General features: G+C 60.8%; 11 protein-coding genes. All 11 read right to left on the reverse strand.

Annotation, left to right across the window (positions count from 1 at the left end):
* Positions 1-147: 147 nt before the first annotated feature.
* The 11 genes from sucD to sdhC all read right to left on the reverse strand — a co-directional run bounded on the left by sucD (position 148) and on the right by sdhC (position 13,034).
* Positions 148-1,032 carry a succinate--CoA ligase subunit alpha gene (gene sucD / locus HU218_RS13825; RefSeq protein ID WP_174875517.1) on the reverse strand — a complete coding sequence of 295 codons (885 nt, stop codon included), beginning with the start codon at positions 1,030-1,032 and terminating at the stop codon, positions 148-150.
* A gap of 27 nt (positions 1,033-1,059) precedes the next feature.
* Entirely contained in the window at positions 1,060-2,229 is a 1,170-nt protein-coding gene (sucC, locus tag HU218_RS13830) for an ADP-forming succinate--CoA ligase subunit beta (protein WP_174875518.1), read from the reverse strand.
* Between the two features lie 155 nt (positions 2,230-2,384).
* Positions 2,385-3,818 carry a dihydrolipoyl dehydrogenase gene (gene lpdA, locus HU218_RS13835; RefSeq protein WP_174875519.1) on the reverse strand — a complete coding sequence of 478 codons (1,434 nt, stop codon included), beginning with the start codon at positions 3,816-3,818 and terminating at the stop codon, positions 2,385-2,387.
* Positions 3,819-3,914: 96 nt separating this feature from the next.
* Positions 3,915-5,159, reverse strand: a complete 1,245-nt coding sequence (odhB, locus tag HU218_RS13840; RefSeq protein ID WP_174875520.1) for a 2-oxoglutarate dehydrogenase complex dihydrolipoyllysine-residue succinyltransferase — start codon at positions 5,157-5,159, stop codon at positions 3,915-3,917.
* A gap of 54 nt (positions 5,160-5,213) precedes the next feature.
* Entirely contained in the window at positions 5,214-8,042 is a 2,829-nt protein-coding gene (locus HU218_RS13845; RefSeq protein WP_174875521.1) for a 2-oxoglutarate dehydrogenase E1 component, read from the reverse strand.
* Positions 8,043-8,228: 186 nt separating this feature from the next.
* The gene (gene gltA / locus HU218_RS13850; RefSeq protein WP_174875522.1) at positions 8,229-9,518 is read right to left on the reverse strand and encodes a citrate synthase; all 1,290 of its coding nucleotides are present in this window, start codon (positions 9,516-9,518) and stop codon (positions 8,229-8,231) included.
* A gap of 62 nt (positions 9,519-9,580) precedes the next feature.
* Positions 9,581-9,829, reverse strand: coding sequence for an FAD assembly factor SdhE (locus HU218_RS13855; protein WP_174875523.1), 249 nt, complete (start codon positions 9,827-9,829; stop codon positions 9,581-9,583).
* The gene (locus HU218_RS13860) at positions 9,826-10,536 is read right to left on the reverse strand and encodes a succinate dehydrogenase iron-sulfur subunit (RefSeq protein WP_174875524.1); all 711 of its coding nucleotides are present in this window, start codon (positions 10,534-10,536) and stop codon (positions 9,826-9,828) included. The genes HU218_RS13855 and HU218_RS13860 overlap by 4 nt, the downstream gene beginning before the upstream one ends.
* 13 nt (positions 10,537-10,549) lie before the next feature.
* Positions 10,550-12,322, reverse strand: a complete 1,773-nt coding sequence (gene sdhA, locus HU218_RS13865) for a succinate dehydrogenase flavoprotein subunit (RefSeq protein ID WP_174875525.1) — start codon at positions 12,320-12,322, stop codon at positions 10,550-10,552.
* Positions 12,322-12,666, reverse strand: a complete 345-nt coding sequence (gene sdhD, locus HU218_RS13870) for a succinate dehydrogenase, hydrophobic membrane anchor protein (RefSeq protein ID WP_174875526.1) — start codon at positions 12,664-12,666, stop codon at positions 12,322-12,324. Before sdhD ends, sdhA begins: the two co-directional genes overlap by 1 nt.
* Entirely contained in the window at positions 12,660-13,034 is a 375-nt protein-coding gene (sdhC, locus tag HU218_RS13875; protein WP_174875527.1) for a succinate dehydrogenase, cytochrome b556 subunit, read from the reverse strand. Before sdhC ends, sdhD begins: the two co-directional genes overlap by 7 nt.
* Positions 13,035-13,109: the final 75 nt, after the last annotated feature.

Below are 13,109 nucleotides of genomic sequence, written 5' to 3' on the forward strand. Positions count from 1 at the left end.
TTATTTGCTGCAGACCGATTTGTGTGGCCGATGCTGACTGCAAGTAAGCGCGGGCAATGCCGGCCATGCGTGGCACTTCCGGAATGCAGGCAAGAAAAAACCCGCCAACTTGCGCTGGCGGGTTTTAATCAATCCGTTACGACCGGATTAGATCATGCCTTTGGATTTCAGCAGTTCGAACATGGTCTTGCCGATTTCTGCCGGGCTGCGGGTGTAGGCGATGCCTGCACGCTCGAAGGCCTTGAACTTCTCTTCGGCAGTACCTTTGCCGCCGGAGATGATGGCGCCAGCGTGACCCATGCGCTTGCCTTTCGGAGCGGTAACACCGGCGATGTAGCCTACTACCGGCTTGGTCACATACTGCTTGGCGAACTCGGCCGCTTCTTCTTCGGCGGTACCACCGATTTCACCGATCATGATGATGGCGTCGGTATCCGGATCGTCCTGGAACAGCTTCAGGGAATCGATGTGGGAGGTACCCGGGATCGGGTCGCCACCGATACCGATACAAGTGGACTGACCCAGGCCCAGAGCGGTGGTTTGAGCCACGGCTTCGTAGGTCAGGGTGCCGGAGCGGGACACGATACCGATACGGCCCGGGTTGTGGATGTGCCACGGCATGATGCCGATCTTGCACTCACCCGGGGTGATGATACCCGGGCAGTTCGGGCCGATCAGGCGGATGCCGGCTTCGTCCACGGCTTTCTTCACGTACAGCATGTCCAGGGTCGGTACGCCTTCGGTGATGCACACGATCAGCTTCACGCCGCTGTCGATAGCTTCCAGGATGGAGTCCTTGGCGAAAGCTGCCGGTACGTAGATAACGGAGGCATCAGCCTGGGTTTCACGAACGGCGTCCTTCATGGTGTTGAACACCGGCAGGCCCAGGTGCTCGGCACCGCCTTTACCCGGAGTCACGCCACCCACAACCTTGGTGCCGCACTTCAACGCCTGTTCGGCGTGGAAAGTACCGTTCTTGCCGGTGAAGCCTTGCACCAGCACTTTGGTGTCTTTGTTTACCAATACGCTCATTTTGAGATCCTTATGCGGTGCAGGTGATTAGAGGGCGGCAACAGCAGCAACGATCTTCTCGGCTGCGTCGTTCAGGCCCTGGGCGGAGGTCAGTTTCAGACCGGAGTCGTCCAGGATCTTGGCGCCCAGCTCGGCGTTGTTGCCTTCCAGGCGCACAACGACCGGCACGGTCACATTCACTTCTTTCACCGCGGCAATGATCGCTTCGGCGATCATGTCGCAACGTACGATACCGCCGAAGATGTTGATCAGCACGCCCTGAACCGAGGTATCGGCCAGGATCAGCTTGAACGCTTCGATCACGCGCTCTTTGGTGGCGCCACCGCCCACGTCCAGGAAGTTGGCCGGCTGGCCACCCTTCAGCTTGATGATGTCCATGGTGGCCATGGCCAGACCGGCGCCGTTCACCATGCAGCCGATGTTGCCTTCCAGTGCCACGTAGTTCAGGTCGAACTCGGAGGCTTTCACTTCACGCTCGTTCTCCTGCGACTTGTCGCGCTGGGCCAGCAGTTCCGGATGACGGTACAGGGCGTTGGAGTCCAGGTTGATCTTGCCGTCCACGCAGGCCAGTTCGCCGTTTTCGCGCAGCGCCAGCGGGTTTACTTCGAACAGGGCGAAGTCGTTGTCGATGAAGGCCTTGGCGGCGCCCAGGAACAGTTTGGTGAAGGCGGCAACCTGTGCGCCTTCCAGACCCAGCGCGAATGCCAGGTCACGGCCCTGAAACGGCTGCGGACCAACCAGCGGATTGATCTCGACCTTGATGATCTTTTCCGGGGTCTCTTCGGCAACCTTCTCGATCTCGACACCGCCTTCGGTGGAGGCCATGAACACCACGCGCTGGGTGCCACGGTCTACCACGGCGCCCAGGTACAGTTCGCGCTGTACCGGGTACATGTCTTCGCATACCAGCACGCTGTTTACCGGCTGGCCGGCGGCGTCGGTCTGATAAGTCACCAGATTGGTGCCGATCAGGGTCTTGGCAACTTCAGCGGCTTCTTCGCGGCTCTTCACCACTTTTACACCACCGGCCTTACCACGGCCACCGGCGTGGACCTGGGCCTTCACAACGGCAAATTTGCCGCCCAGCTTGTCGTAAGCAGCAGCAGCTTCTTCCGGCGAGTTGGCCAGAATGCCCTGTTGCACCGGCAGGCCGTATTTGGCCAGCAGCTCTTTCGCTTGGTATTCGTGCAGGTTCATTGATTTTCCTTTCGGGTGGAAATGATGGCGGGGCCTGTCTGGCCTACGTCTCTATTCCTTGACTGCTCGCGCAGTCTTTTTTTCGCAGGCGGCAACCGCAAGCGGTTGCCGCACCGTTTACGTGGGCCGCGACATTGTACACGGCCCGGATCGCTTTAGCCGTGCAGTGCGCGCTTGTCGGCGGCCAGCGCAGCTTCGTGTACCACTTCGGACAGCGACGGGTGGGCATGGACAATGCGTGCCAGATCTTCGCTGGCGGCCTTGAACTCCATGGATACCACACCTTCGGTCACCAGCTCGGACACCATCGGGCCGATCATGTGCAGGCCGAGGATGCGGTCGGTCTTGGCGCAAGCCAGCAGCTTGACGGTACCCTGGGCATGGCCCAGACCCAGCGCGCGACCGTTGGCCGCAAAGCCCGAAGTGCCTTTCTTGTACTCGATGCCTTCGGCCTTGAGCTGTTCTTCGGTCTTGCCGACCCAGGCGATTTCCGGCGAGGTGTAGATCACCCACGGAATCACGCCGAAGTCCACATGCGGCTTCTGGCCGGCGATGCGTTCGGCAACCGCCACGCCTTCTTCAGACGCCTTGTGCGCCAGCATCGGGCCGCGCACGACATCACCAATCGCCCATACGTTCGGCAGGTTGGTGTGGCAGTGGTCGTCCACCACCACGAAACCACGCTCGTCCAGCTGCAGGTTCACGTTGTCGGCACCCAGGCCGGCGGTGTTCGGTACGCGGCCGATGGCCACGATCAGCTTGTCGAACTCGGCCTTCACGGCTTCGCCGTTCAGCTCGTAGTTCACGGTGACGCTGTTGGCGCCCTTGCTGATTTCACCGATCTTCACGCCCAGCTTGATGTCGAGGCCGGTGTCCTTGGTCAGCGTCTTGAACGCTTCCTTGGCGATCTGCTGGTCAGCAGCGGCCAGGAAGGTCGGCATTGCTTCCAGGATGGTCACGTCGGCGCCCAGGCGCTTCCATACCGAACCCATTTCCAGGCCGATCACGCCGGCGCCGATCACGCCCAGGCGCGCCGGTACGTCGGTCAGCGCCAGCGCGCCGGCGTTGTCCAGCACGATCTGGTTGTCGGTCGGCAGGCCCGGCAGCTGGCGCGGGTTGGAGCCGGTGGCGATGATCACGTGGCTGGCTTCCAGGGTATCCACCACGGCGCCGTTGTCGGTCACTTCGATGACCCACTTCTCGCCCTGACGGGTTTTCAGCGTGCCCAGACCGTGGATGTTGGCTACCTTGTTCTTCTTGAACAGGAAGGCAATACCGCCGGCGTTCTTGGTGATGATGCCGTTCTTGCGTTCCAGCATGGTGGCCACGTCCATCTTGGCACCGTCAACCGAGATGCCGTGCTTGGCGAAGTCATGCTGGATGGCGTGGAAGTTTTCCGAGGACTGCAGCAGTGCCTTGGACGGGATGCAACCCACGTTCAGGCAGGTGCCGCCGAGGGATGCTTTGCCTTCCGGGTTCTTGAAGGCGTCCACGCAGGCGGTGTTGAAGCCCAGCTGTGCTGCACGGATGGCAGCCACGTAACCGCCGGGACCGCCGCCGATCACTACTACGTCGAATTGTTGGCTCATTGAATCTTTCCTTTGCACGTTGCGGCCAACCTTGTGGGTTGGCCGCACGCTGTGGAGTCAGGACGGGCAGGGCATGCGCCCGGCCCGCGGCTGCGCTTACAGGTCCAGGATCAGGCGGGCCGGATCTTCGATGGCATCCTTGATTGCCACCAGGCTCAGTACCGCTTCGCGACCGTCGATGATGCGGTGGTCGTAGGACTGGGCCAGGTACATCATCGGACGGACTACCACCTGGCCGTTTTCAACCACGGCGCGTTCCTTGGTGGCGTGCATGCCCAGGATCGCGGATTGCGGTGGGTTGATGATCGGGGTGGACATCATGGAACCGAAGGTGCCGCCGTTGGAGATGGTGTAGGTACCGCCGGTCAGTTCTTCCACGGTCAGCTTGCCTTCCTGGGCGCGCTTACCGAAGTCGGCGATCTGCTTCTCGATCTCGGCCAGCGACAGCTGGTCGGCATTGCGGATCACCGGTACCACCAGGCCGCGCGGGCTGCCAACGGCTACGCCGATGTCGAAGTAGCCGTGGTAGATGATGTCGTTGCCATCAACCGAGGCGTTCACTACCGGGTATTTCTTCAGTGCGGCAACCACGGCCTTCACGAAGAAGCCCATGAAGCCCAGCTTCACGCCGTGCTCTTTCTCGAACTTGTCCTTGTACTTGGCACGCAGGTCCATCACCGGCTTCATGTTGATTTCATTGAAGGTGGTGAGGATGGCGTTGGTCTGTTGCGACATCACCAGACGCTCGGCCACGCGCTGGCGCAGGCGGGACATCGGTACGCGCTGTTCCGGACGGCCGGACAGGACGGAAGTATTGATGGCCGGGGTGGAGGCCAGCGCCTTGCCCACGTTGGCCGCAGCCGCGGCGATCACCGGGCCGGATTGCGCCGGTGCGGCCGGCTTGGCGGCAGCAACGTCTTCTTTCAGGATACGGCCGTCACGGCCGGAACCGGCTACGTCAGCCAGGTTCACGCCGGTTTCGGCAGCCAGCTTGGCGGCGGACGGCATGGCGGCGCCACCGGTAGCGGCTTGAACCGGCGCCGCGGCAGGGGCGGCGGCCGGTGCGGCGGCTGCGGCCGGAGCGGTCGCGCCAGCAGTGGCTTCGGTATCGATGTGGGCGATCAGCTGGCCGGAGGTAACGGTAGCACCGTCCTGCTCAACGATCTTTACCAGTACGCCTGCTTGCGGTGCCGGCAGCTCCAGTACCACCTTGTCGGTTTCCAGATCGATCAGGTTTTCGTCACGGGCTACCGCCTGGCCGACCTGCTTGTGCCAGGTCATCAGGGTAGCTTCGGACACGGATTCCGGCAGCTGGGGGACTTTGACTTCAATGATGGCCATTGTTCTTCTCCGTTGGGGGGCGGCGCCTTGCCGCCCCGTTCTTATGTGCAGGTGTTATTTGTTGAACGACAGGGCTTCTTCGACGAAGGCTTTGAGCTGGGCAACGTGCTTGCTCATATAGCCTACGGCCGGGGAGGCGGAAGACGGACGGCCGGCAAATTCCAGCGTCTGTTTGCCGGTGAGCAGGCTTTCCAGACGGTGGCGGATCTGGTACCAGGCACCCTGGTTACGCGGCTCTTCCTGCACCCATACCAGTTCCTTGGCGTGGGCAAACTGGGCCAGTTCGGCCTGCAGCTGCTCGGTCGGGAACGGATACAGCTGCTCGATGCGCACGATGGCCACTTCTTCTTCCAGCTCGCGTTCCTTGCGACCGTTTACCAGGTCGTAGTACACCTGGCCGGCACACAGCAGTACGCGCTTCACTTTCTTGGCGTCCTGGATGGAAGCGTCGCCGATGACCGGGCGGAAGCTGCCGGCGGTCAGGTCGGTGATCGGGCTCATGGAGTCCTTGTAGCGCAGCAGGCGCTTGGACAGGAAGATCACCAGCGGCTTGCGGTACGGACGCAGTACCTGGCGGCGCAGCACGTGGAACATCTGGCTGGCTTCGGACGGCATCACGATCTGCATATTGTGCTCGGCACACAGTTGCAGCCAGCGTTCCAGACGGGCGGAGGAGTGCTCCGGGCCCTGACCATCGTAGCCGTGCGGCAGGATGGTGGTCAGGCCGCACAGACGGCCCCACTTGGTTTCGCCGGAGGAAATGAACTGGTCGATGGCGACCTGGGCACCGTTGGCGAAGTCGCCGAACTGGGCTTCCCAGATTACCAGCTGGTCCGGCGCGGAGCAGGCGTAACCGTACTCGTAGGCCAGAACGGCTTCTTCGTTCAGGATCGAGTCGATCACCAGGAACTCGCCCTGGTTGTCGCTCATATTGCGCAGTGGCACATAGGAACCCTGGTCCCAACGCTCGCGGTTCTGGTCGTGAACCACGGAGTGGCGGTGGGAGAAGGTGCCGCGGCCGGAGTCTTCACCGGAGATGCGCACGCCATAGCCGTTGGTAACCAGGCTGGCGTAAGCAGTGATTTCCGCCATACCCCAGTCCAGCGGCTGCTCGCCACGGGCCATGGCCATGCGGGCTTCCTGCACTTTTTTCACGGTCGGGTGCAGTTTGAACTCGGCCGGTACGCTGGTGAACTTCTCGGCCAGACGCACGATGTCGGCTTGCGACAGCGAGGTGTCGGTCGGGTGCGCCCAGTGGGTGCCCTGGTACTGGCTCCAGTCCAGCGCGTGTTCGCGGCGGTAGTTGGACAGTACGGTCTGCTCGACGTGTTCACCTTTGTCCAGTGCATCGCGGTAGGCACGGATCAGGTCTTCGGCTTCTTCGGCCTTCAGCACGCCTTCGGCGACCAGACGCTGGGCGTACAGCGCACGCGGACCGGCATGCTTGGCGATCTTCTTGTACATCATCGGCTGGGTCAGGAACGGGTCATCGCCCTCGTTGTGGCCCAGCTTGCGGTAGCACACCAGATCGATTACCACGTCCTTGTTGAAGGTCATGCGGTAGTCGAGCGCAGCCTGCATCACGTAGCACACGGCTTCCGGATCGTCGCCGTTGACGTGGAAGATCGGTGCTTCGACCATCTTGGCCACGTCGGTACAGTACAGCGTGGAACGCATGTCGCGGGTGTCGGAGGTGGTGAAGCCCTCCTGGTTGTTGATCACCAGGTGCAGGGTACCGCCGGTACCGTAGCCGCGGGTCTGCGACAGGTTGAAGGTACCCTGGTTGACGCCCAGACCGGCAAAGGCGGAGTCACCGTGAATCAGCAGCGGCACCACGGTCTTGCGTTCGGCATCCTTGCGGCGTTCCTGACGGGCGCGCACGGAACCTTCCACTACCGGGTTGACGATTTCCAGGTGCGACGGGTTGAACGCCAGCGACACGTGCATCGGACCATTGGCGGTCGGGATGTCGGAGGAGAAGCCCATGTGGTACTTCACGTCGCCGGAAGCCAGATCCTGCGAGGCCTTGCCTTCGAATTCGGCGAACAGGTCACGCGGCAGTTTGCCCAGGGTGTTCACCAGCACGTTCAGACGGCCGCGGTGGGCCATGCCGATGATCAGCTCCTCGATACCATGGCTGGTACCGGTCTGGATCAGGTGATCCAGCGCGGCGATGGCGGCTTCGCCACCTTCCAGCGAGAAGCGCTTCTGGCCGACGTAGCGGGTATGCAGGTAGCGTTCCAGGGTCTCGGCAGCGGTAATCTGCTTGAGGATGCGTTTTTTCTTGTCGGCGCTGTAACGCGGGGTGGACAGATCACCTTCGAAACGCTGCTGGATCCAGTGCTTTTCGGCGGAGTTGGTGATGTGCATGTATTCCACACCGACATTGCCACCGTAGGTCTGCTTCAGACGGGCAATGATGTCGGACAGCGGCAGCTTTTGCGGCGCGATCAGCGAGCCGACATTGAACTGTACCGCCATGTCGGCATCGGTCAGGCCGTGAGAGGCCGGGTCCAGTTCGCGAACCGTGGCCTGATCCATGCGCTTGAGCGGGTCGAGGTTGGCCTGGCGGGAGCCCAGCACGCGCCAGGCAGAGATCAGCTTCAGTACGCCAACCTGCTTCTGCATCGATTCCCAGTTGGCAACATCGCTGCTGCGCTGGCCGGAAATCGGCTTTTTCGCCAGCTGGATGAAGGATTCCTGAATCGGCTGGTGCGCCACGTCGCGCTCGGCGGCGCCCGGTGCCATTGCCAGCTTGTCGAAGTAATCCCGCCATTCCGCCGGAACCACGTTCGGATCAGCGAGGTACTGTTCGTACAGCTCCTCGATGAACGGTGCATTCCCACCAAACAGGTGGGAATGACTGTACATGGATTGCATCATTGTTCGACCCTTTTGTCTGCGTTGCAGCTTTGCAAAAACCGTTTTGACAAAGTGAGTAGCCGGCGAGGTGTTCATCGCTGCTTCTCCCTTTGACGGAACGCTCTTGCTGTTCTTTCTGCCTTTTCTTTCTCCTGCAAGGGGCGTTGAAAAAGGTTGGCCGCATGGCGGCCAACCTTCAGTGCGCGATTAGCGCTTTGCTACCGGTACGAAGTCGCGACGCGGCGAGCCGGTGTACAGCTGGCGCGGACGACCGATCTTCATGCCCGGGTCGGCGATCATTTCGGTCCAGTGCGAGATCCAGCCCACGGTACGTGCCAGGGCGAAGATCGGGGTGAACATGGATACCGGGATGCCGATGGCGGACAGCACGATGCCGGAGTAGAAGTCCACGTTCGGGTACAGCTTGCGCTCGATGAAGTACGGGTCTTCCAGCGCAATCTTTTCCAGTGCCATGGCTAGCTTGAACTTCGGATCGTCCTGCAGACCCAGCTCGGTCAGCACTTCGTCACAAGTCTGCTTCATGATGGCGGCGCGCGGGTCCATGTTCTTGTACACGCGGTGACCAAAGCCCATCAGCTTGTAGCGCTTGTCCTTCACGCCCTGCATGAATTCGGCCACGTTATCCACGGAACCGATTTCGTCCAGCATCTTCAGCACGGCTTCGTTGGCGCCGCCGTGGGACGGGCCCCACAGGCAGGCGATACCGGCGGCGATACACGCGAACGGGTTGGCACCGGAGGAGCCGGCCAGACGCACGGTAGAGGTGGAAGCGTTCTGCTCGTGGTCAGCGTGCAGGGTGAAGATGCGGTCCAGCGCGCGCGCGGTAACCGGATTCACCTTGTACTCTTCGCACGGGGTGGAGAACATCATGTGCAGGAAGTTCTCGGCATAGGTCAGGCCGTTTTTCGGGTAGGAGAACGGCAGGCCCTTGTTGTAGCGATACGCCTGGGCGGCGATGTTCGGCAGCTTGGCGATCAGGCGGTGTGCCGAAATCTTGCGGTGTTCCGCGTTATTGATGTCCAGCGAGTCGTGGTAGAAGGCGGACAGCGCGCCAACCACACCCACCATCACGGCCATCGGGTGTGCGTCGCGGCGGAAGCCTTTGTAGAAGCTGATGATCTGGTCATGCAGCATGTTGTGGCGCATGATGCCGCGCTCGAATTCCTTGCGCTGTTCTGCATTCGGCAGTTCGCCGTTCAGCAGCAGATAGCACACTTCGAGGTAGTCGCTGTTTTCGGCCAGTTGCTCGATAGGGTAGCCGCGGTAGTACAGCTGGCCCAGGTCACCATCGATGAAGGTGATCTGCGATTCGCAGCTGGCGGTGGCCAGGAAACCCGGGTCGAAAGTGAACATGCCGGTCTTGGAGAAGGCACGGATATCTACCACGTCCGGACCCAGAGTACCCGGCAGAACCGGCATCTCCAGCGAGTCTTTTCCGTCGTTGTAGGTGAGCGTTACTTTGCGATTGTTTTCCACAGCAATACTCCCAGTCTAAATTTGTGGTCGTTGTAATTTATGGTTGCTGCTTTGCACTGCGCTTACGCGCGGCGCAAGATCCCGATGATGTGAGTCAGTTCGGGGTCTTCGATCTCCGCTTTGCCGTTGACGTAGTCCAGGAAATCGTTGTCCGGAAGCTCCAGACAACGCCTGTACGCCAACAGCTCGGCCTGGGTCAGCTGGTTGAAACCGTTGGCCAGAAAACGCTCCAGTACCAGGTCCAACTCCAGCAAACCCCGGCGCGAGCGCCAGCGGATCCGCTTGATTTCAATCGGATCGATTTCGGTCATACGGCACGCTTGACCATCAGGTCTTTGATCTTGCCAATGGCCTTGGTCGGGTTCAGGCCCTTAGGACACACGTCCACGCAGTTCATGATGGTGTGGCAACGGAACAGGCGGTACGGGTCTTCCAGGTTGTCCAGACGCTCGTTGGTGGCGGTATCGCGGGTATCGGCGATAAAGCGGTAGGCAGCCAGCAGGCCGGCCGGGCCAACGAATTTGTCCGGGTTCCACCAGAACGACGGGCAGGAAGTCGAGCAGCTGGCGCAGAGAATGCACTCGTACAGGCCGTCCAGTTCCAGACGGTCCTCTGGCGATTGCAGGCGCTCTTTTTCCGGCGGCGGCGTGTCGTTGATCACGTACGGCTTGATCGAGTGGTACTGCTTGAAGAACTGGGTCATGTCCACGATCAGGTCGCGGATGACCGGCAGACCCGGCAGCGGGCGCAGCTCGATCGGCTGTTTCAGGTCACTGATGTCGGTGAGACAGGCCAGGCCGTTCTTGCCGTTGATGTTCATGGCGTCAGAGCCACATACACCTTCACGGCAGGAGCGACGGAAGGACACGGAGTCATCCTTGATCTTCAGCTTGACCAGTGCGTCCAGCAGCTTGCGATCGGTCGAGTCGATCTCGACGCTGATGTCCTGCATGTACGGCTTGGCATCCTGATCCGGGTTGTAGCGATAAACGCGGAATTGCACGGTTTGCGTTGTCATCTGTCGGCGTCCCTTAGTACGAGCGAGTCTTGAGCGCGATGGTCTCGACGGTCAGCGGAGTCATGTTCACCGGCTTGTACTCCAGGCGGTTACCGTCACGGTGCCACAGGGTGTGCTTCAGCCAGTTCGTGTCATCGCGGCCGTTCGGGGTCTCGGCAGTATCCGGTGCGTCATCACGCACGTGGGCACCACGGGACTCGGTACGGGCATTGGCGGAAATCATGGTCGCTTTGGCCACTTCAATCAGGTTCTCCAGCTCCAGCGCTTCGATACGCGCGGTGTTGAAGACCTTGGACTTGTCGTGGATCTGGGTCTTTTTGACCATTTCTTCCACTTCCAGGATCTTGGCTGCGCCTTCGGCCAGCATGTCCTTGAAGCGGAATACGCCGCAGTGGTTCTGCATGGTGCGCTGCATGGCGTTACGGGCATCGTTGACTTCCACGCCGCCAGTCTGGTTGTCCAGACGGGCGACACGCGCAACGGCACGGTCAACGTCAGTCGTCGCCAGTTCCGGCAGTTCGGCAGGCTGTGCCTTGATGAAGTCGATCATCGAGTTGGCCGAGCTCTTGCCAAATACCAGCAGGTCAAGCAGCGAGTTGGTGCCCAGACGGTTGGCGCCGTGTACCGAAGCACATGCCACTTCGCCAGCGGCGTAGAAACCGTGAACCGGCTTGCCATCAATCACGACTTCGCCGCGATAGTTGGTCGGGATGCCGCCCATCTGGTAGTGGCAGGTCGGCACGACAGGGATCGGGGCTACGATCGGATCGACACCGGCAAACTTGATGGAAATTTCGCGGATGCCCGGCAGCTTGGACTTGATGACTTCCGGGTCCAGGTGGGTGATGTCCAGCAGCACGTGATCCTTGTTCGGACCGCAGCCACGGCCTTCGTTGATCTCGGTCACCATGGCGCGGGATACCACATCACGCGATGCCAGGTCTTTGGCGTTCGGGGCATAGCGCTCCATGAAACGCTCGCCCGCGCTATTGCGCAGAATGCCGCCTTCACCGCGAACACCTTCGGTAATCAGTACACCGGCACCGGCGACGCCGGTCGGGTGGAACTGCCAGAATTCCATGTCTTCCAGCGGGATGCCGGCACGGGCAGCCATACCCAGACCATCACCGGTGTTGATGAAGGCATTGGTGGAGGAAGCGAAGATACGGCCGGCACCGCCGGTCGCGAACAGGGTGGCCTTGGCCTGGAATACCACGATTTCGGAGGTTTCCATTTCCATGGCAACGACGCCCTGGACATTGCCGTCAGCATCACGCACCAGATCCAGCGCCATCCACTCTACGAAGAAGTGGGTGTTGGCGCGCACGTTACGCTGGTACAGCGCATGCAGCATCGCGTGACCGGTACGGTCGGCAGCGGCACAGGCGCGGCGTACCGGCTTCTCGCCGAAATTGGACATGTGGCCGCCGAACGGGCGCTGGTAAATGGTGCCGTCTTCGTTACGGTCGAACGGCATGCCGAAGTGTTCCAGCTCGACGACGACTTTCGGCGCTTCGCGGCACATGAATTCGATAGCATCCTGGTCGCCCAGCCAGTCCGAACCCTTTACGGTGTCGTACATGTGCCAGTGCCAGTGATCCGGCTCGGAGTTGCCCAGCGAGGCGGAGACACCACCTTGTGCAGCAACGGTATGCGAACGGGTCGGGAAAACCTTGGACAGTACCGCGGTCTTCAGACCGGCCTCGGACAGTTGCAAGGCAGCGCGCATGCCGGCGCCACCGGCACCGACGATAACTGCATCAAAATGACGAACGGGTACGGTCATTACAGCCCCCAGACAACCTTAAGCGAATAAATGAAACAGGACACCAGCCATACAGCGGTAAAGGTATGCAGCGCAAGACGCAGACCAACCGGCTTGATGTAGTCCATCCACAAATCACGGATACCCACCCAGGCGTGCAGGAACAGCGCCAGCAGCGTGGTCTGGGTCAGAACTTTTACCCAGGTCAGGCTGAACAGGGTTTTCCAGCCTTCGTAGCCGGCCGGCATGGCCAGCAGGAACAGCACCAGCATCACGGTGTAGGTCAGCATGATGACGGCAGTAATACGCTGGACGATCCAGTCTTTCAGGCCGTAATGAGCGCCAACGACGTTGCGGTTTACCATAGGATCGCCCCCAGGATCACGGTCAGGGACAGGCTGACAGCCAGAACAATCTTGGCGGTCGCGCGAGCGGTTTGCAGCTCGAGGCCCTTGTGAATGTCAAGAAACAGGAAACGTACGCCGGCACAGGCATGGTGCAGGAAGGCCCACAGGAAACCGATCAGGATCAGCTTCATCAGCGGGTGGGCAACTACGGCGCGGTAGCTATCGAAAGTTTCAGCGGAGCTGAGGGAGCCAGAGAGGAGGTAAATCAATAACGGCAGGGCGAAGAAGAGTGCCACGCCGCTGATCCGGTGCAGGATCGAGACGATGCCCGGAACAGGCAGTCTGATCTTCCCCAGATCGAGGTGCTTTGGTCGTTGCTTCTGCATAGAGCTTCCTTGGATGTGCATGTACCAAGTGGTTATATCGGGCTTCGCTGTATGACCGCGAAGTCCTCTGAACAG

Source organism: Vogesella oryzae, from assembly GCF_902829295.1.
Taxonomy (GTDB): Bacteria; Pseudomonadota; Gammaproteobacteria; order Burkholderiales; family Chromobacteriaceae; genus Vogesella; species Vogesella oryzae.